The 17563-nt window shown below is 70.4% G+C and carries 20 protein-coding genes; 13 read left to right on the forward strand and 7 right to left on the reverse strand.

The genetic code is table 11. The features are described from left to right. Together F0U44_RS00780 and F0U44_RS00785 are read right to left on the reverse strand one after the other, a co-directional pair. The gene (locus F0U44_RS00780; protein WP_223163533.1) at positions 1-1197 is read right to left on the reverse strand and encodes an MFS transporter; all 1197 of its coding nucleotides are present in this window, start codon (positions 1195-1197) and stop codon (positions 1-3) included. Next, positions 1191-2513 (reverse strand): NAD(P)-binding domain-containing protein, encoded by a 1323-nt coding sequence (locus F0U44_RS00785; protein ID WP_149726374.1) that lies wholly within the window; start codon positions 2511-2513, stop codon positions 1191-1193. The genes F0U44_RS00780 and F0U44_RS00785 overlap by 7 nt, the downstream gene beginning before the upstream one ends. A gap of 89 nt (positions 2514-2602) precedes the next feature. Here F0U44_RS00785 and F0U44_RS00790 point away from each other — a divergent pair, with 89 nt between their 5' ends. From F0U44_RS00790 to chrA, 3 genes are read left to right on the forward strand one after another with little or no spacing between them, the layout of a single operon-like run. Then, positions 2603-2953: an ArsR/SmtB family transcription factor gene (locus tag F0U44_RS00790; RefSeq protein ID WP_149726375.1), complete on the forward strand. Its 351-nt coding sequence runs from the start codon at positions 2603-2605 to the stop codon at positions 2951-2953. Positions 2954-3006: 53 nt separating this feature from the next. After that, positions 3007-4122: an alpha/beta fold hydrolase gene (locus F0U44_RS00795; protein WP_149726376.1), complete on the forward strand. Its 1116-nt coding sequence runs from the start codon at positions 3007-3009 to the stop codon at positions 4120-4122. Next, positions 4119-5459 carry a chromate efflux transporter gene (gene chrA / locus F0U44_RS00800; protein WP_246160218.1) on the forward strand — a complete coding sequence of 447 codons (1341 nt, stop codon included), beginning with the start codon at positions 4119-4121 and terminating at the stop codon, positions 5457-5459. The genes F0U44_RS00795 and chrA overlap by 4 nt, the downstream gene beginning before the upstream one ends. On the opposite strand, the gene F0U44_RS00805 is transcribed toward chrA, so the two are convergent. Next, complete coding sequence (locus tag F0U44_RS00805; RefSeq protein WP_149726378.1) at positions 5435-6430, reverse strand: NADPH:quinone oxidoreductase family protein; 996 nt, start codon at positions 6428-6430, stop codon at positions 5435-5437. The two genes, chrA and F0U44_RS00805, sit on opposite strands and share 25 nt — an antisense overlap. A gap of 94 nt (positions 6431-6524) precedes the next feature. On the opposite strand from F0U44_RS00805, the gene F0U44_RS00810 reads away from it, so the two are divergent. Both F0U44_RS00810 and F0U44_RS00815 read left to right on the forward strand, forming a co-directional pair. After that, on the forward strand, positions 6525-7412 hold the full coding sequence (locus F0U44_RS00810) for an alpha/beta hydrolase (protein WP_149726379.1): 888 nt from the start codon (positions 6525-6527) through the stop codon (positions 7410-7412). Then, entirely contained in the window at positions 7409-7864 is a 456-nt protein-coding gene (locus F0U44_RS00815) for a PaaI family thioesterase (protein ID WP_149726380.1), read from the forward strand. Before F0U44_RS00810 ends, F0U44_RS00815 begins: the two co-directional genes overlap by 4 nt. A gap of 12 nt (positions 7865-7876) precedes the next feature. Here the strand turns inward: F0U44_RS00815 and F0U44_RS00820 are convergent, their stop codons facing one another. Together F0U44_RS00820 and F0U44_RS00825 are read right to left on the reverse strand one after the other, a co-directional pair. Then, positions 7877-8698, reverse strand: coding sequence for an oxygenase MpaB family protein (locus F0U44_RS00820; RefSeq protein WP_223163534.1), 822 nt, complete (start codon positions 8696-8698; stop codon positions 7877-7879). Positions 8699-8787: 89 nt separating this feature from the next. After that, complete coding sequence (locus tag F0U44_RS00825) at positions 8788-9018, reverse strand: hypothetical protein (protein WP_149726381.1); 231 nt, start codon at positions 9016-9018, stop codon at positions 8788-8790. Between the two features lie 126 nt (positions 9019-9144). On the opposite strand from F0U44_RS00825, the gene F0U44_RS00830 reads away from it, so the two are divergent. Together F0U44_RS00830 and F0U44_RS00835 are read left to right on the forward strand one after the other, a co-directional pair. Next, positions 9145-10368 carry a PucR family transcriptional regulator gene (locus F0U44_RS00830; protein WP_149726382.1) on the forward strand — a complete coding sequence of 408 codons (1224 nt, stop codon included), beginning with the start codon at positions 9145-9147 and terminating at the stop codon, positions 10366-10368. A gap of 54 nt (positions 10369-10422) precedes the next feature. After that, positions 10423-11931: a cellulase family glycosylhydrolase gene (locus F0U44_RS00835; RefSeq protein WP_149726383.1), complete on the forward strand. Its 1509-nt coding sequence runs from the start codon at positions 10423-10425 to the stop codon at positions 11929-11931. 14 nt (positions 11932-11945) lie between these two features. Here F0U44_RS00835 and F0U44_RS00840 read toward each other — a convergent pair whose 3' ends face one another. Further along, positions 11946-12572, reverse strand: coding sequence for a histidine phosphatase family protein (locus tag F0U44_RS00840; RefSeq protein ID WP_149726384.1), 627 nt, complete (start codon positions 12570-12572; stop codon positions 11946-11948). Positions 12573-12668: 96 nt separating this feature from the next. Here F0U44_RS00840 and F0U44_RS00845 point away from each other — a divergent pair, with 96 nt between their 5' ends. From F0U44_RS00845 to F0U44_RS00865, 5 genes are all read left to right on the forward strand, one after another. Continuing rightward, positions 12669-12914 (forward strand): hypothetical protein, encoded by a 246-nt coding sequence (locus F0U44_RS00845; protein WP_149726385.1) that lies wholly within the window; start codon positions 12669-12671, stop codon positions 12912-12914. A gap of 58 nt (positions 12915-12972) precedes the next feature. Beyond that, a complete protein-coding gene (locus tag F0U44_RS00850; RefSeq protein WP_149726386.1) occupies positions 12973-13332 on the forward strand; it encodes an ArsR/SmtB family transcription factor in 360 nt (119 codons plus the stop codon). After that, a complete protein-coding gene (locus F0U44_RS00855; RefSeq protein WP_149726387.1) occupies positions 13329-14015 on the forward strand; it encodes an aquaporin in 687 nt (228 codons plus the stop codon). The genes F0U44_RS00850 and F0U44_RS00855 overlap by 4 nt, the downstream gene beginning before the upstream one ends. After that, entirely contained in the window at positions 14012-14413 is a 402-nt protein-coding gene (locus tag F0U44_RS00860; RefSeq protein ID WP_149726388.1) for an arsenate reductase ArsC, read from the forward strand. The genes F0U44_RS00855 and F0U44_RS00860 overlap by 4 nt, the downstream gene beginning before the upstream one ends. 76 nt (positions 14414-14489) lie before the next feature. Next, positions 14490-15659, forward strand: coding sequence for an FAD-dependent monooxygenase (locus F0U44_RS00865; protein WP_149726389.1), 1170 nt, complete (start codon positions 14490-14492; stop codon positions 15657-15659). On the opposite strand, the gene F0U44_RS00870 is transcribed toward F0U44_RS00865, so the two are convergent. After that, a complete protein-coding gene (locus F0U44_RS00870) occupies positions 15649-16299 on the reverse strand; it encodes a TetR/AcrR family transcriptional regulator (protein WP_149726390.1) in 651 nt (216 codons plus the stop codon). The two genes, F0U44_RS00865 and F0U44_RS00870, sit on opposite strands and share 11 nt — an antisense overlap. A gap of 55 nt (positions 16300-16354) precedes the next feature. Here F0U44_RS00870 and F0U44_RS00875 point away from each other — a divergent pair, with 55 nt between their 5' ends. Then, entirely contained in the window at positions 16355-17533 is a 1179-nt protein-coding gene (locus F0U44_RS00875) for a DUF2306 domain-containing protein (protein ID WP_188113250.1), read from the forward strand. The last annotated feature ends 30 nt before the right edge of the window (positions 17534-17563 follow it).

Below are 17563 nucleotides of genomic sequence, written 5' to 3' on the forward strand. Positions count from 1 at the left end.
CTAGCCAGCAACGGCAACCGGGCGCGGCGCCGAGCGGACGCCCAGCATCGCCAGAGCAGCGCCCACCGCGGCAAGGGCAGCCAGCACGACGAAGGTTGCCGGGTAGCCGCCGGCAAGATCGGCGACCCACGCGCCCAGGAACGGTCCGAGCGCAGCGGCGAGAGCGAGCGGGGCGCCCAGCACCCCGTTGAGCGCGGCGTAACGCTCGGGCCCCCACAGGTCGGCCACCAGCGTCGCGCCGACCAGGGTGTAGAAGCCGCGGGCGGTGCCGGCGACGACGGACAGCGCGACGAGCACTGCGGCCGGGCCCGGCACGACCGCCAGCGCCAGCGTGGTCAGCGCGATCGCACCGATGCCACCGAGCACCCGGTGCTGCACGCCGGTCACCGCGGTCAGCCTCGGGAAGATCACCCGACCGAGGAACTGCCCCGCGCCGCCGAGCCCGAGCGCCCACGCGGCGAGGGTCGGCGTCATGCCCCGCTCCACCAGCAGCGGGATCAGCGCGACGAGCGCGGCGAACATCGCCAGCGTCGCCGCCGTCGCGCCGACCGCCGTCAGCACGAAGGCCGGGCTCCGCAAGACGATGCTGTCGCGCTCCGCGCCCGCGCCGTCGTGGTCGTCGAAGGGGACCCAGGGGTGCCGCAGCGCCGAGAGATGGACCGGTACGACGACGAGGAGCAGCAGGACGGCCAGCACGGCGTAGGTGACCCGCCAGCTGGTCCGGTCGGCCAGCACGGAGACGACCGGAGCGAAGACGGTGCTCGCGAAGCCCGCGACGAGGGTCAGGGTCGTCAGTGCGCGGATCCGCTGGTCGCCGTACCAGTGCGTGATCGCGGCGAACGCCGGTGTGTAGAACAGGCCGGCGGCGCCGGTGCCGCAGAGCAGCATCGCCAGGACGAAGGTGCCGTACGACGGCGCGACCGCCACCGCCGCGAGCCCGACCGCACCGATGACCGCTCCTGCCGTCATCGGTCGCCGCGGGCCGCCGGCCTGGATGGTGCGCCCCACGAACACGCCCGCGACTCCGGACATCAGCAGGCCTCCGGAGAAGGCGGCCGTGATCTGGGTGAGCCCCCAGCCGGTGTCGGAGGCGATCGTCGGCGCGAGGACCGCGAAGGCGTAGTAGAGCGCGCCGTAGCTGATGGTGACCGTCACGCAGAGGGCGGCCAGCACTCCGCGCGGCGGCGCGCTCAGCACCCCACCTTCGCTCCCACGGTGAGCAGCTGGTCGCTGGGAGCGGCGCAGCAACCGCCGCCGTCGCCCGCGGGCTCGTCGAACACGCCGGCACCACCGCACACGCCGGTGTCGGGGAGCACCAGCTCGACCTTGCGGGCGGCCTCGTGGTCGCCGGCGAGCTCAGCGGCGACGCTGCGCACCTGCTCGTAGCCGGTGAGCGCGAGGAAGGTGGGCGCGCGACCGTAGGACTTCATGCCGACCAGGTAGAGGTCGGGCTCGGGCTGCGCCAGGTCGGGGGCGCCGGTGGCGCGGACCGAACCGCACGAGTGGATGTTGGGGTCGATCTCCGCCGCGATCGCGCGCGGCGCCTCCAGCGTCGGGTCGAGGTCGAGCCGCAGCTCGGAGAGGAAGGACAGGTCGGGCCGGAAGCCGGTGAGCACGACGACACTGTCGGCCGGCGCGAGCACCCGGCCGTCCTCGGAGGCGACGACCGCGGCGCCGTCGGCGACGGTGACGCTCGAGGTCCGGAAGCCGGTCAGCAGCTCGACGACGCCGTCGGTCACGGCCTGCTTCGCCTGCTGCCCCAGCGCTCCACGGGCGGGGAGCTGGTCGGCGTCTCCCCCGCCGAAGGTCGAGCCGGAGACCTGACGCCGCAGCGCCCACGTGATCCGGGTGCCGGGGTGGGCCTCGGCGATCCGGGCGAGCTCGATGATCGCGTTGAACGCAGACGCGCCCGCGCCGACGACGACGGCGTGGCGCCCCGCGAACCGCTGGGGGCGCGCCCGGTCGGGGACCTCGTAGGTGACCAGGTCGGCGGCGGTCGCTGCCACCTCGCCGAGCGCGGGGATGCCGTCAGCGCCGGCCGGGCCGGGGCGGCGCCAGGTGCCGGAGGCGTCGATGACCGCCCGGGCCTCGATCCGCTCCTCGTCGCCGGCGGCGTTGCGCAGGTGCACGGTGAAGGGCTGATCGGCCCGACCCGAGTCGACGAGCCGGTCCCGGCCCTTCCGCGACACTGCGATCACCCGAGAGTCATACCGCACCTGCTCGCCGAGGGCGGCAGCGAGCGGGGCGAGGTAGTGCTCGATCCAGTCGGCACCGGTCGGATAGCCCGCCGTCGGCGCGGTCCACCCGGTCGGCTCGAGCAGGCGGGCGGCCGCGCCGTCGACCAGTTCGGGCCAGGCCGAGAAGAGCCGGACGTGGCCCCACTCGGCGACCGCTGCGGCAGGGCCCGGGCCCTGCTCGACGACGACCGGGGTCAGTCCGCGCTCACGCAGGTGGGCGGCAGCGGCGAGCCCCTGGGGGCCGGCGCCGATCACAACGACAGGAAGGGTGGTCATGAAAGTTCTCCTCATATTCATACTAATCGATATGACAGGAACCTTAGCCTCACATCGACAAATGTCAATACGTTGGTAGGATCAGAACCATGCCGACCGAGCTGCCTGTCCTTCCCGACCTCGCCTCGTGCTGCGCGCCCGCGACGGGCGGTCGGATCGACGACGCCTCCGCAGAGTCGCTGGCCCGGATGTTCAAGGCCCTCGCCGACCCCAACCGGGTCAAGCTCCTCTCCCTCATCGCCGCGTCCTCGGGCCAGGAGGCCTGCGTCTGCGACCTGACGGCGCCGATCGGGCTCGCGCAGCCGACGATCTCCCACCACATGAAGGTGCTCACCGAGGCCGGGCTCGTCGAGCGCGAGCAGCGCGGCAAGTGGGCCTACTTCAGCCTGGTGCCCGGCATCCTCGAGTCACTCGCCGAAGCACTCTCGCCACGTCGCTGACGTCGCGCCACGCTTCCGACACAATGAGCGCGACCCGCTCCCGGAGGTGACCGATGACGCAAGACGTGCGCAAGCGTGGCGTGCTCGACCCGAAGCGCCCGATGCAGGTGCGACGGCAGTCGGTCGTCAACCTGTGGGACTTCTTGGTGAAGGGCGGCATCGCCGACACGACGCGGCAGCCGTCCGAGATCATCGACACCGGCCGCACCCGTGAGCTGCACCGCTACGCCAAGGCCAAGGGCGTGCGATCGAAAGGCCTGCCCGTCCTTCTCGTGCCGCCGCTCGGCGCGCAGGCCTCGTGCTTCGACCTGCGCCGCGGGCTGTCGCTGGCCGAGGAACTGGTCAACCAGGGCCGCCCCACCTACTTGGTCGACTACGGCCCGCTGACCGGCGAGGACCGCAAGGTCGGCATCGAGCACTTCGTCAACGACGTGCTGCCGCCCGCCATCCGCAAGGTGTCGGAGGACGCCGGTGGGAAGGACGTGCACCTGATCGGCTGGTGCATGGGCGGCCTGCTCTCGATCGCGACGACGTCGATCTACGACGACCTGCCGATCCGCTCCGTGGCGATGGTCGCGAGCCCGTTCGACACCTCGAAGATCCCGACGCTGGCCCCGATCCGCGCGATCGGCAAGCTGACCGACGGCCGGATCATCGGCACGGCCCTCAAGGCCGCCGGGTCGGTGCCGGCTCCCCTGGTCAGCATCGGCTTCAAGGCGACCGCGCTGCCGACCTACCTCAAGAAGCCACGCACGCTGTGGAACCGCCGCGAGGACCGCGAGTTCCTCGGTCAGATCCAGGCCGTCGACGTGGTCATGAACAACATGCTCGCCTACCCGGGCCGGGCGACCCTGCAGGTCTACCAACGGATGGCACTGCGCAACGAGCTCGCCACCGGCAAGATCCAGGGCCCCACGCACCTCATCGACCTGGCGAAGGTGACGGTCCCGGTGATGAACATCGCCGGCAAGACCGACGTCCTCGTCCCTCAAGCCGCCGCGCACCATGTCGGGACGCTCCTGACCGGCTCGCCCGACGTACGTCTCCCGGTCGCGCCGGGCGGCCACCTCGGCGTGCTGACCGGCACCCAGGCTCCCCAGACGACGTGGCAGGAGATCCACGCGTTCCTGAACGACTACGACCGAAGGAAGAAGCCGTCAACGACGTGATCCCGCTGCGGGAGGCGACCAAGGCCTGGTTCGCCATCTCGCTGCAGACCTTCGGCGGACCCGCGGGCCAGATCGCGGTGATGCAGCACAAGCTCGTCGACGAGAAGCGCTGGATCGGGCAGCAGCGGTTCCTGCACGCCCTCAACTTCTGCACCCTGCTCCCCGGCCCCGAGGCCCAGCAGCTCGCGATCTACACCGGCTGGCTGCTCAACGGCACCCGAGGCGGGATGATCGCGGGCAGCCTGTTCGTGCTGCCCGGCGTGATCGCCCTGATGGCGCTCTCGGCGATCTACGTGAGGTTCGGCGAGACCGACTTCATCTCCGCGATCTTCGCCGGGGTCGCACCCGCCGTGATCGCGATCGTGGTGTCGGCGATCCAGCGGATCGCCAAGCGTGCCCTCGACCACCGAGTGCTCGTCGCCATCGCCCTCGGCGCCTTCCTGGCACTGACGGTCTTCTCCGTCCCCTTCCCGCTCGTCATCCTCGGCGCGGGCATCGTGGGGTGGCTGCTCGGACGCTGTATGCCGTCGATCGCGCGAGGTTCGGGCCACGGCGCGGCGACCGACGGACCGGCGCCGCTGATCAGTGACGACGCCCTCCACCACGAGCTGCCCTCGCGGCGACGCTCGCTGCTGATCCTGACCTTCGGCCTCGTCCTGTGGTTCACGCCCGTGGCGGCGTTCGCGGTCTTCGTCGACTCCACCGACGTCTTCGTCGACCAGGGCCTGTTCTTCTCGGGCGCCGCAGTGGTGACGTTCGGTGGCGCCTACGCGGTGCTCTCCTACGTCGCCCACCAGGCCGTGAGCGTCTACGGTTGGCTCGCCCCCGGCGAGATGGTGCGCGGCCTCGCGCTCGCGGAGACCACCCCGGGACCGCTGATCATGGTTGTCCAGTTCGTCGCCTTCGTCGGCGCCTACCGCCATCCCGGCAGCTTCGACCCGTGGGTGGCGGCCGTCCTGGCGTCACTGCTGGTCACCTGGGTGACCTTCGTGCCGTGCTTCCTCTTCGTGTTGCTCGGCGCGCCGTACGTCGAACGGCTCCGCCACAACCGCCACCTCGCTGCCGCCCTGACCGGCGTCACGGCAGCGGTGGTCGGCGTGATCGCCAACCTCGCCGTCTTCTTCGCGCTGCACAACCTCTTCGACAAGGCGCGCTCGGTCGACGAGGGCCCCGTCCACCTCGACCTGCCCGTGCTCTCGTCGTGGGACCCGGTCGCGTTCGGGATCACCGGTGTCGCCCTCGTCGTGATGTTCAAGCGAGGGTGGGGTCCGATGCGCACACTCGGGCTGTGCGCCGCCCTCGGCGTCGCGGTCTACGTCGTCGAGCTGGCCTGGTAGACGACCCGGCCGACGGTCGCGCCGTCCGCCAGACGCTGGACGCCGGCGGCGACGTCCTCGAGCGGAAGTCGCTCGCTCACCAGCGGATTGATGAGCCCCTGATCGGCGAGCTCCGTCAGCGCCCGGTGGCACTCCTGGACCGCGGGCGGGTCGAAGAGGTTGTACATGCCCCAGTGCAGGCCGACGATCGCGTAGTTCTTGATCAGCGCGTGGTTGAGCGCGGCCGACTGGATCTCGCCGCCGGCGAACCCGATGATCAGGATCCGGCCCTCCCACGCGATGCACTTGGTCGAGCGCGCGTAGGTCTCGCCGCCGACGGGGTCGTAGATGACGTCGGCGCCGCGGCCGCCGGTCTCGGCCTTCACGACCTCGACGAAGTCCTGCTGGTGGCGGTCGATCACGACGTCGGCACCGAGGACGCGCGCGACCTCGGCCTTCTCCGGACCACCGACGACCCCGATCACCCGGGCGCCGGCTGCCTTGCCGAGCTGGATGGCGGCACTGCCGACTCCGCCCGCCGCCGCGTGGACCAGGAGCGTCTCCCCCGCCTTGATCTGGGCGCGACGGTGAAGGCCGAACCAGCCGGTCTGGTAGCCGATGTAGAGGCTCGCGGCCTGGCCGTCGTCGAGCGAGTCCGGCGCGGGGAACGCGAGCGGCTCGTCCATCAGCGCGAGCTCCGCGAAGCCGCCGTAGGGCATCGTGCTCGCGCCGACGACGCGGTCGCCGACGGCGTGCTGGGTGACCTCGGCGCCGATCGCGACGACCTCGCCGCACAGCTCGACGCCCGGCGTGAACGGGAGGTCCGGCTTCACCTGGTAGAGCCCGCGGCACATCAAGACGTCGGGGAAGTTCGCCGGGGCTGCCAGCACCCGTACGACAACCTGCTTCGGCCCCGGCTCGGGCGCGGGCACGTCGACCAGGGTCATCACCTCAGCGGGCTCACCGAGCTCCGCGACCTGCCACGCCTTCATCGATGCCTCTTTCTCACAGTGCCGTTTCTCGCAGTGTCTTCTCAAACAGTGGGGTGCCTGTCCATCGTGACAGTAGTACTGGCAAGGTGCTGCCATGAAGCAGCCGACGCTCGTGGACGCCGGACCGGTCTCGATCGCCTACGAGACCTTCGGGTCCCCCGACGACCCCACCGTGGTCCTCATCGCCGGCATCGCGACCCAGATGCTCGGCTGGCCGGACGGCTTCTGCCAGGGCCTCGCCGACGAGGGCTTCCAGGTGCTCCGGTTCGACAACCGTGACGTCGGGCTGTCGACGCACTTCCACGATGCCGAGCTGCCGCAGGTCGACCTGACGCCGGGCGCGACCCGGACGGCGCCGTACCTCCTCGGCGACATGGCCGACGACGTCGCCGCGCTGCTGGACGCACTCGACCTCGACCGCGTCCACGTCGTCGGCTTCTCGATGGGCGGGATGATCGCCCAGGAGGTCGCGCTGCGGCACCCCGAGCGGGTCATCAGCCTGACGTCGATCATGTCGACGCCGTCGGCCAACGTGGGCGAGCCGACGCCCGAGGCGATCGCCGCCCTCTTGTCTCCGTCGGCCAAGACCGTTGTGGAGGCCTCGGATCGCGCGGTCGAGACCTACGCCGTCGTCGGGTCGCCTGGCTACCCGACCGACGAGGCCTGGCTCCGCGCGACCGCCGAGGAGTCCTACCGGCGCAGCAATGATCCGAAGGGCGTCGTGCGGCAGTTCGCCGCCGTCATCGCCTCCCGTGACCGACGCCCCGGCCTGCGCGAGCTGGCGATCCCGACCCTCGTGCTCCACGGCGAGGAGGACCCGCTGATCCAGGTCGACGGCGGCCACCAGACCGCCGCAGCCGTGCCCGGCGCGCGCCTGGTCACCTACCCCGGCATGGGCCACGACTTCCCCCAACCCCTGTGGCCCGCCTTCATCGGCGAGATCACCGACCACGCCCTCCGAGCACAGAAGGAAGATCGATGACGAACTTCGAGGCCGAGACCCAGGCCATGCACCAGCTCATCCCGATCCTCGGCCACATGGGCATCCGCGTCGTCGACGCCGGCCCCGGCCACGCGACGGTCGAGCTCCCCGCGGCGCCCAACGGCAACCACTTCGGCGTGCTCTACGCCGGCTCGCTCTTCACCGCCTGCGAGGTGCTCGGCGGGATCGTGCCGCGGGCCTCGTTCGACCTCGAGGGCGAGCTGGCCGGTTACGTGCCGCTGGTGAAGACCGCGGAGATCAACTACCTGCGTCCCGGCCTCGGCGACGTGCAGGCGCGGGGCACGATCACGCCCGAGGAGATCGACCGGGTCCGCGCCGAGGCGCTGGAGACCGGCAAGTCCAACTTCGTGATGGAGACCGAGATCGTCGACGGTCAGGGGACGGTCATCGCGACGATGCGGGCGACCAACCAGCTCCGCAAGATGGTCTGATCTCCACCAAGGTCAGGTCAGCCGCCAGCCGCGCTTGATCCGGAACCGGACCTCGGCGAGCTGGAGTCGCACCGGCAGCATCCGCGCCCAGCGCGGGAGCAGCCGCGAGCCGAAACGACCGAGCTTGATCAGCCGGTCGAAGCGGCGCTGGTCCTTGTCGGTCCAGTCGATGCCGATGGCCTCGCGGAACTCCGGCGGCAGGAAGCCGGCGGTGCCCAGGCGGTTGATCGAGGCGTTCCCCCAGCGCATCCAGCGGGGGATCATCTTGAGGTCGACGATGGCGAGGAGGTGCTGGCGCACCGGCTCGTCGTACTGCACCCGGGCCAGGCCCTCGGCCCAGTACTTCTCGAACGCCTCGCGGTCCGCGGGCCACTGGTCCTCCTGCACCTGCAGGGAGGTGCCGAGCCGGCTGCAGTAGGAGTAGAGGGCCTCCTCCTCGAAGTCCGTCAGCGGACCGAGGAAGGCCAGCCGCATGTCGCGCACGCCGACGTAGAGGCAGGCGGCCACCCACAGCTGGAGGGCCGGGTCGAACGCGTTGTACTTCACCGGGCTGTCGGGGCCCGAGCGCACCGGCACGTGCGAGCGGTTGACGGCTTCCCGGTACGCCGCCCGGTCGGCGTCGTTGCCGAAGAGAGCGACGACGAGGTAGCTGATCGTGGTGCGCAGCCGCTTCCACGGGTGCAGCATCACGTTGCCGTGGTCGACCTTGCTCTCGACGACGCCGTAGCCGACCTCGGGCCAGCCCAACTGCATGATCACGTTGGCCGCGGAGCCGAGGAAGCCTGCGGGACCCGGGATGTGGTCACGAATGTCGAAGTCGGGAGCGTCGCGCACCCGCTCAGACTAACTGAGCACGTGCGTTGTCAACTAGTCGCCGGCGGGGCCGGCGGATGGTTCGATCAGCAGGTTGGTCAGCGGGTCGATCAGGCAGCGTCGGCGAGCACGGCGCCGGACGGTCCGACCTCGGGCACGTGCAGGGCGTGGCGGGTGCGCGAGTGCTCCTTGGCGGCCACGACCCGAGCGGTGACGGTGTCGCCGTCCTTGCGCGAGAACTGGTCGACCACCCAGCCGAGGGAGATCGCGAGCATCGGGATCCACACGGGGAGCAGCATGAAAGCGAAGAGCGGGACGAAGGTGGAGAGCGCCTGGTTCATGTCGACAAGTCTGGAAGAGCGGGCGCCATCGTGACTCGTGCCTCAGAACCAACATCCCGGGAGTGATTTGGGCAGCCGCACAACGGCCCGCCTAACCGCTACCTTGCTCCCAACGAGAGGGGAACGATGCCGTCCGACCGGTCCGCCATGGAGGCATGGATCGCCGCGTTCGTCGCTCGCGAGTCCCTGCCCGCTGCGCTCGAGGGCTGGGTCGAGCGGGTCGCGAAGCCGACCCTCGCGGAGAACCCGGAGGTCGCTGACGACCCGGCACTGTCGCGCCTGGTCGCCGAGACCGTGCGGACCCAGTGGCTGGCGTTCCTCGACAGCCTGAGCAACCCCGAGCCCACCCACCGGATGGTGCGGCCCGCCGCGGAGATCGCGGCCGAGCTCGCCCGGCGGCGCTACCCGCTCCCGGTGCTCTTCCGGGTCTACCGCGTGGCCCAGCAGGCGGTGTGGGACTACGTCACGACCGTCACCGAGTCGGCCCAGGGTCACGACGTCGATCCGGCCGACGTGCTGGTGCTGTTCTGGGGCCGGGCCAGCACCTGGCTCGACGCGTCGGTCGAGGCCTCGGTCGAGATCTTCCAGGGCGAGCAGGACCGGGTGCGCCAAGGCGCCGATGCGCAGCGCATCGATGCGGTGCGCGACATCCTCAGCGGCGATGGCAGCGACCCCAAGGAGCTGTCGGCTCGGCTCGGCGGCCACCCGCTGTCCGGCTTCAACACCGCGCTGCTGCTGCACACCGAGGACTTCGAGGCGGTCCCCGACCTCACGGTCGCCGCCAACGAGCTGGCGCGCGTCATCGGCACCCGGCCCCTCATCGCACACCCGGGTGGACGCGACCTGTGGTGCTGGTTCGGCACCCGGCAGGCGCCCGACGTCGCCGAGCTGCGCGACTCGGCGCCCTGGCTCGCCGAGCGTGGCCTGTCCGCCACGGTCGGCTCGCCGAGCGAAGGGCTCGCCGGCTTCCGGCAGAGCCACCAGGAGGCGCAGGAGGCACAGCGGGTCGCCTTCGCGATGGTGTCGCCCGCGGCACTGACCCTCTTCGCCGACGTCGAGGTGCTGGCGGTGATGTCGGCTTCCCCCGAAGCATCACGACGTTTCGTGTTGCGCACCCTCGGGCCGCTCGCCGACCCCGGCGAGACGACGTCCCGGCTGCGGCAGACACTGAGCGCCCTGCTCACCTCCGGCAGCGTCGACGAGGCATCGACCCGACTGACGGTGCACAAGAACACCGTGCGCTACCGGGTCAACCAGGCCGAGGAGCTGCTCGGTCGGCGCGCCTACGACGCGCCGACCGAGACCGAGCTCGCGCTCCGCTACTACGAGGCGTTCCTCGCGACCGAGTAGGCGTGACGCAACGGCCAATAGGTCGTTTGTCCTGCTGTGCGACTGCTCCCCGCTGTGATCTCTGCTGTTCTCCTGACCGCGCTCGCTGCCGCGCCCGGAGCTTCCGGGAGCACAGCGGCGACCGCGGCGGCGCCGACGCACATTTCCGACGCCGTTGCAGCACCCGATCCCCGCCCGACCCCCTCCGGGCGATTCCTGCTGGACCCGCAGGGCCGGGCGCTGGTGCTGCACGGCGTCAACATGGTCTACAAGCTCCCTCCCTACGCCCCCGACGAGATCGGCTTCGACGCCGACGACGCGCAGTTCCTCGTCGACCAGGGCTTCACGACGGTGCGGCTGGGCCTGATCTGGAAGGCCGTCGAGCCCGAGCCGGGTCAGTACGACGACGCCTACCTCTCCCGCATCCGCGCCACGACCGAGCTCCTGGCCGCCCACGGCATCTGGGTGCTGCTCGACTTCCACCAGGACCTCTTCCACGAGCGCTTCCAGGGCGAGGGCGCACCCGACTGGGCGGTCCAGGACGACGGCCTGCCCGCGGAGCCGCAGCTCGGCTTCCCCTACAACTACTTCGGACAGCTCGCGCTGAACCGAGCCTTCGACCACTTCTGGGCCAACTCCCCCGCACCTGACGGCATCGGCCTGCAGGACCACTACGCAGCGGCGTGGGCCCACGTGGCGTCGTACTTCCTCGCGACGCCGGGCGTCATGGGATTCGACCTCTTCAACGAGCCGTGGCCGGGCACGTCCTTCCCGAAGTGCGTCAACCCGCTGGGCTGCCGCGGCTTCGACAAGAAGCTGCAGGCCTTCTCGCAGCGGGTGATCGACCAGATCCGGACCGTCGATGCGCGGACGCCGATCTTCTACGAGCCCCACGTGCTCTTCAACAACGGCGTGCGGACCTCGCTGACACCGCGCGGTCCCCGCCTCGGCTTCTCGTTCCACGACTACTGCCTGACCGCGGATCTCGGCCTCGAGGGCACGCCAGTGCAGGACATCAGCTGCAACGTCTTCGACAACCTGGTGTGGGCCAACACCGAGGCGCAGCTCAAGCGCACCGGCGACACTCCCCTGCTGACCGAGTTCGGCGCGACCACCGACACCAAGGTGCTGACCGAGATGGTCGACCGCGCCGCTGAGCACCGCTGGGGCTGGCAGTACTGGGCCTACACCGGCTTCGACCCCACCACGACCGGCCCCGGCGACGAGCAGTCCCTGGTCCGCGACCCGAGCCAGCCGCCGACCGGCGACAACCTCGACGAGGCCAAGCTCGACGCGATCGTCACGCCGCACCCGCTGGTGGTCTCCGGCACCCCGACCGCCTGGCACTTCGACCGCGCGACCGGAGAGTTCACGACCTCGTGGACGACGAAGAAGGTCCGCGGACTGGGCAGCTTCGCCGCCGGCTCACTCACCCGGATCGCCCTGCCGACACGTGTCTACGACGCCGGCTACGACGTCACCGTCACCGGCGGGCAGGTCGTCTCCGTCGCGGACGCGCCGGTGCTCGTCGTACGCCAGCAGGCCGGCGCCTCATCGATCGCAGTCACCGTCACACCTCGCTGAGTCGAGCAGGCTGCTCACAGGCGGAGGCGGTCCGGAAACCCCGTCCACCGGAGATCCGCCGGCAGGTGGGTCATGTCGTTGGCAACGACCACCGATGGGGGCGCTCCGAGTTCATAGCGGATCACCGTCAGTCCCGCGTGGCACTGGCTGGGGGGAAACCAGCGCCAGGCAGGGGCGTCCAGCGCGTGTCGCACCAACCACCCGATCGTGAAGGCGTGGGTGATGACGACATCAACGGGCGGCCGTCCATCCACCGCCGGACCGGCCAGCAGGTCGATCGCCCGCGCTCCGAGACGCGCGCCCGCGGACCCCTCGTCCGGGGAGACGTCCGCCAGGAACGACGCGACCAGGTCTCTCCAGGCATCGGGTACCTCGTCACGACTCGGCAGGTGAGGCACGTAGTCGCCAGCAGTTTCCTCCTCCACCAGCGAGGGACCCTGCTCGAACTGTGCCGCCACGACTCGCGCGGTCACGGCCGCACGCGGGAGCGGTCCGTGCGTGATTTGGTCCACCGGCAGGGATGCGAGGCGACGGCCCAGATGCTCGGCCTGCCGCGCGCCGCTCGACGTCAGTCCCGCACCGTCTTCCTCGGGCTCGGCGTGGCGCGCCAGGTACAGCAAGCGTGTGGCGGTCCGAGCCATGCGCACATCAAAGCACCAGGCCAGGCGCCGGCTACTGCCGCTCGAGGTACGCGGGGCTGCCGACTTTCGCTCGTCGACCGATGACAAACTTCGGCCATGTCCGATCCCGCGTCCAACCCCACCACCTCTGACACGGAGGCCCGCTGGGCGCCGGCGTCACCCATGGCCGTACTCCTGCCCGGCGTCGTGCTCTTGTTCGCCGGGCTCTGGATGGTGACGGACAACGGTCCGTTGGCGACGGGGTGGGCGTTCTTCGCCATCGGCCTGGCCATGCTGATCGTCGGCGCGGTGGCGTGGGGCGTCGCATGGGGGCTGGATCTGCACGACGAGAACCGGCGCTGACCGAACCACGAGCGGCCCCCGGTTGGCAGCAGACATAGACGACTGTCAACATAGACACATGTCGAAGTCTTTGCTGGAGCTCACGCCGGTCGAGACCGTCGCGTGCTCCTCGCCGCTGATGAAGCAGCCGCTGTCGAGCGATGCGGCTGAGCGGATCGCGCCCCTCCTGAAGGCACTGGCCGACCCGGTCCGGCTGCGGCTGCTGTCGCTCGTCGCCTCGCACGTCGACGGCGAGGCGTGCGTGTGCGACCTCAACGACGCCTTCGACCTGTCGCAGCCGACCATCAGTCACCACCTCAAGGTTCTCCACGAGGTCGGCCTGCTCGACCGCACCAAGCGCGGGGTGTGGGTCTACTACTCGATCAAGAGCGAGGCCCTGGCCGATCTCGGTGCGCTGATCGGTGGCGTCGCCCGATGAGCACGGATGTCGCACGCAAGTTCGCAGCCGAACTCGTCGGTACGGCGTTCCTCGTGATGGCCGTCATCGGCTCCGGCATCGCCGCCACGCGGCTCTCCCCCGACGACGTCGGCCTCCAGCTGCTCGAGAACAGCCTCATCACCGGCGCCGCCCTGGTCGCGCTGATCCTCGCTCTCCAGCCGGTCTCAGCCGCCTTCAACCCGGTGGTCACCCTGGTCGAGCGTTCGCTGGGGCTGATCGGCACCCGCGACGCAGTCGCTCTGGTGACCGCGCAGGTCGCTGGCGGGTTCCTCGGAGCGGTCGTCGCCAACCTCATGTTCGAGCTCGACGCGATCTCTATCGCCTCGACCGACCGATCCAGCAGCGGTCACTGGCTGGGCGAGGTCGTCGCCACCTTCGGCCTCGTGCTTGTCATCTTCGGGTGCGTGCGGTCCCAGCGCAGCGACACCGTCGCGTTCGCCGTCGGCGGCTACATCACCGCGGCCTACTGGTTCACCAGCAGCACCAGCTTCGCCAATCCGGCGGTGACCGTCGCCCGGATGTTCTCCGACACCTTCGCCGGCATCGAGCCGGCGTCTGTCCCGATGTTCATCGTCATGCAGCTCGTGGGCGGCGCACTCGCCCTCGCGGCCGTACGACTGCTCTTCCCGTCCGCCAACCCCATCCCCGAGGAATCTCGATGACCACCACCAAGCCGACCGTCCTGTTCGTCTGCGTCCACAACGCCGGCCGCTCCCAGATGGCCGCGGGCTACCTCCAACACCTGGGCGGTGACCGCATCGAGGTCCTCTCCGCCGGCTCGCAGCCCGCCGACCAGATCAACCCGGTGGCGGTCGAGGCGATGCGCGAGGAAGGCATCGACATCACCACCGCGCAGCCCAAGGTGCTGACTACCGAGGCCGTGCAGGACTCCGACGTCGTGATCACGATGGGCTGCGGCGACGCCTGCCCCTACTTCCCCGGCAAGCGCTACGAGGACTGGAAGCTTGACGACCCCGCCGGGCAGGGCATCGAATCGGTCCGCCCGATCCGCGACGAGATCAAGAAGCGCGTCGAGGCCCTCCTGTCCGAGCTGGCCTGAACCGACGTCGACCGATGAGAAGCGCCCGCGCGGGCGGTCGAAGCACGCGACGGTCGATCGACGAACGGGAGACACGATGAGCGACATCAAGGTGCTCGTGACGGGCGCGAGCATCGCCGGCCCCGCGCTGGCGCACTGGCTGCAGCGACGAGGTGCCACGGTCACCGTGGTCGAGCAGGCACCAGAGCTGCGACCGGGCGGCCAGGCCGTCGATGCGCGCGGGGTGGCCAAGGAAGTCATCCGGCGGATGGGCCTCGACGCAGAGGTGCGGGCGGCCTGCACCGACACCGCCGGCGCCTACTCCGTCGATGCCGACGGCAACGTGCTCGAGACGTTCCGGGCGGAGGACGACGGCGGCGACGGCTACATCTCCGAGATCGAGATCCTGCGCGGCGACCTGTCCCAGGTCCTGTACGACGACACCCGCGACAGCGTCGACTACGGCTTCGGCGACCGCATCAGCGAGCTCACCCAGGACGCCGACGGGGTCGACGTGACCTTCGCGAGTGGCGGTCGACGGCGCTTCGACCTCGTCATCGGCGCCGACGGGCTGCACTCCCCGCTCCGGTCGATGGTCTTCGGGCGGCGCGAGCAGTTCGTCCGGCACCTCGGTCTCGTGCTTGCCTTCTACACCGTGCCCAACGAGTTCGGGATCGACCGCTGGATGTACGACTACCAGGCAGAAGGACGCTGGGCCGGCCTGCGACCCGCCGGTGACACCGATCGAGCGATCGCCATGCTGTCCTTCCCCTCCCCCGCCTTCGACATCGACCACCGCGACATCGACGCCCAGAAGGCGCTGCTGCGTGAAGAGATGGCCGGCTTCGGGTGGCGGACGTCCGAGATCCTGGCGCACCTGGACGACACTCCCGACTTCTACCTGGACCAGGTCGCCCAGGTGGTGATGGACCACTGGCACGTCGGCAGGGTGGGCCTGCTCGGCGACGCGGCGTTCTGCGCGTCCCCGATGTCCGGCGCAGGCACCGGGCTCGCCCTGGTCGGCGCCTACCTGCTGGCCGGCGAGCTCGCCGGAGCCGACTGGGACCCCGAGATCGGCTTCGCCGGCTACCGGGAACGGATGCGCTCCTACGTCGAGGCCAACCAGGAGATGGGCCGCCTCCACGTAGAGATGCTCACCGCCACGGGATCCGAACCGCCCGAGCCCGACATGGACGCCCTCACCGCCCTCATCGAACGCGCCGTCGGAGGCCCGGAGCTACCTAGCTACGAAGGCCTCAGGGCGTGAGCGCGCGGCGCACCGACTCGGCGGCGCGCCCCGGGTCGTCGCCCTCGCCCACGAGGAGGTCGACGAGGAGCGGACCGAGCACCCGCTCCGCACTGCGGACCGGCTCGAGGTAACCGGCGCTCTCGAGCAGCACGTAGCCGTGGACGATCGTCCACCACCGCACGGCGAGGGCCGAGCCACCGGCGTCGCGCACGCGCCCCTCGGCGACAGCGCGGCCGAGCACGTCTGCGACCCTGTCCAGCGTGTCGCGGCGGCCCAGGTCGAAGCGTTCGGGTGCGCCCGGTCGATAGACGCCCATCGGCGCCACGCCGAACATGACGGCATAGAGCTCGGGGTTGTCCCTCGCGTTCTCGACGTAGGCCACGGTCTGCAGCGCCAGGTGCGTGGCCGGATCCGGGTCCGAAAGATCGGCGAAGCGACGGGCGAGGCGTGCGAAGCCCTCCTCGACCACCGCCAGCACCAACGCCTCCATCGATCCGAAGTGCGTGTAGACCGACATCGTCGAGGTGCCGGCTCGCGCTGCGACCTTGCGCGCGCTCAGGCTCGCTGCTCCACCCGTAGCAATCAGGGCGGCCGCTGCCTCGGTGAGGCGCTCGCGCATGCCGCCGACCGCGGTGACGTCGCCCACAGAACTCGACATGGGACCAAGTATCCATGACACTCGTTATTACAACTGTTATTCGGAGGTCTTGAGCGTGAGCACCACGATGAAGAACCGCGCGGCCCTCGTCGGCTGGGCGGCGATCACCGCGTTGGCCGTGTTCTACGCACCGATGGCGATCGAATACACCTGGCGCCTGTTCCACCCCGGATCCCCCGAGCTCTGGAACCACGCCTACGCCGGAATCGTCGACCACGACGAGGCCTACGGGAGCGGCTCGATCCATGCCGTCGAGGCGACGCGCTACGCCGACAACCGATGGACCCTGCTCTTCCACACGACGACGGGCGGCGTGGCGATCCTGCTCTTCGCGGCCCAGTTCTCCTCACGGCTCCGCCGCAACCTGCGTCGCCACCGGATCCTCGGCAGGGTGGCGCTGAGCGTCGCGCTGATCGGGATGCTGGGCGCGATGGTCTACCTGCTCGCCGTCGGACCGCACGGCACCTTCGACGGGCCGGCGTTCCATCTCCAGCTCTGGGCACTCGCGATCGGCACGACCATCGCGATCGTGCTCGGCTTCGCCGCCGTACGACAGCGTCAGATCGCTATGCACCAAGCGCTGATGGCCTACGCCTTCGCGCTGCTGCTGACCGCACCCCTGCTCCGGGTCGCCTACCTGGTCCTCGGCAGCGCCTGGCCCGACAGCACCCAGCTCGAGACCAACCTCGCGGGCGCCGCCTTCCTCGCGACCTGGGCGCCGTTCGGCGCCTTCCTCGCTGCACGCGGGATGGACCACACGGAGCGCCGCAGCGCGGGCATCCGCCCGCTGCCCGGGCGACGTCTCGACATCGCGATGGCGGTGACGGCAGCCGTCGCAACGGCAGGACTCGGCGCGTCGTACCGTTCTGCCTTCGGTTCGCTCGACCGGGTCACCACGACGAGCATCGTCGCACTCGTCGCCGCCGTCGCCGTTGCGTCGACGAACCTCCTCGCCGCGCGCAGGCTCGGTCGACCCGCGGCTGCCGACGAGTGGCGCACCATGCTCCTCGCGCTCGCCGCTGCGCCCCTGGCCACGTTGATCCTCTGGCAGGTCTACGCCATCTCATTCAGCGACGCCGATGCGTTCGGAGGCGCTCTGCTGACCGGTCCGGCGGTCCCGGTGAGCTTGGGCTTCCTGGTCGTGACGTGGCGGCGGCGCCGGGTCCGCCGCCCAGAGCCGACCACGGACTGGGATTTTCACCCGCCCACGGATGAGGTTGCTGCACCGGTGTAGGAAGGTGGGCCGAAGCCGACCGAGGAGACA

The sequence above is a fragment of the Nocardioides humilatus genome (genome assembly GCF_008373755.1).
Classification (GTDB): Bacteria; Actinomycetota; Actinomycetes; order Propionibacteriales; family Nocardioidaceae; genus Nocardioides; species Nocardioides humilatus.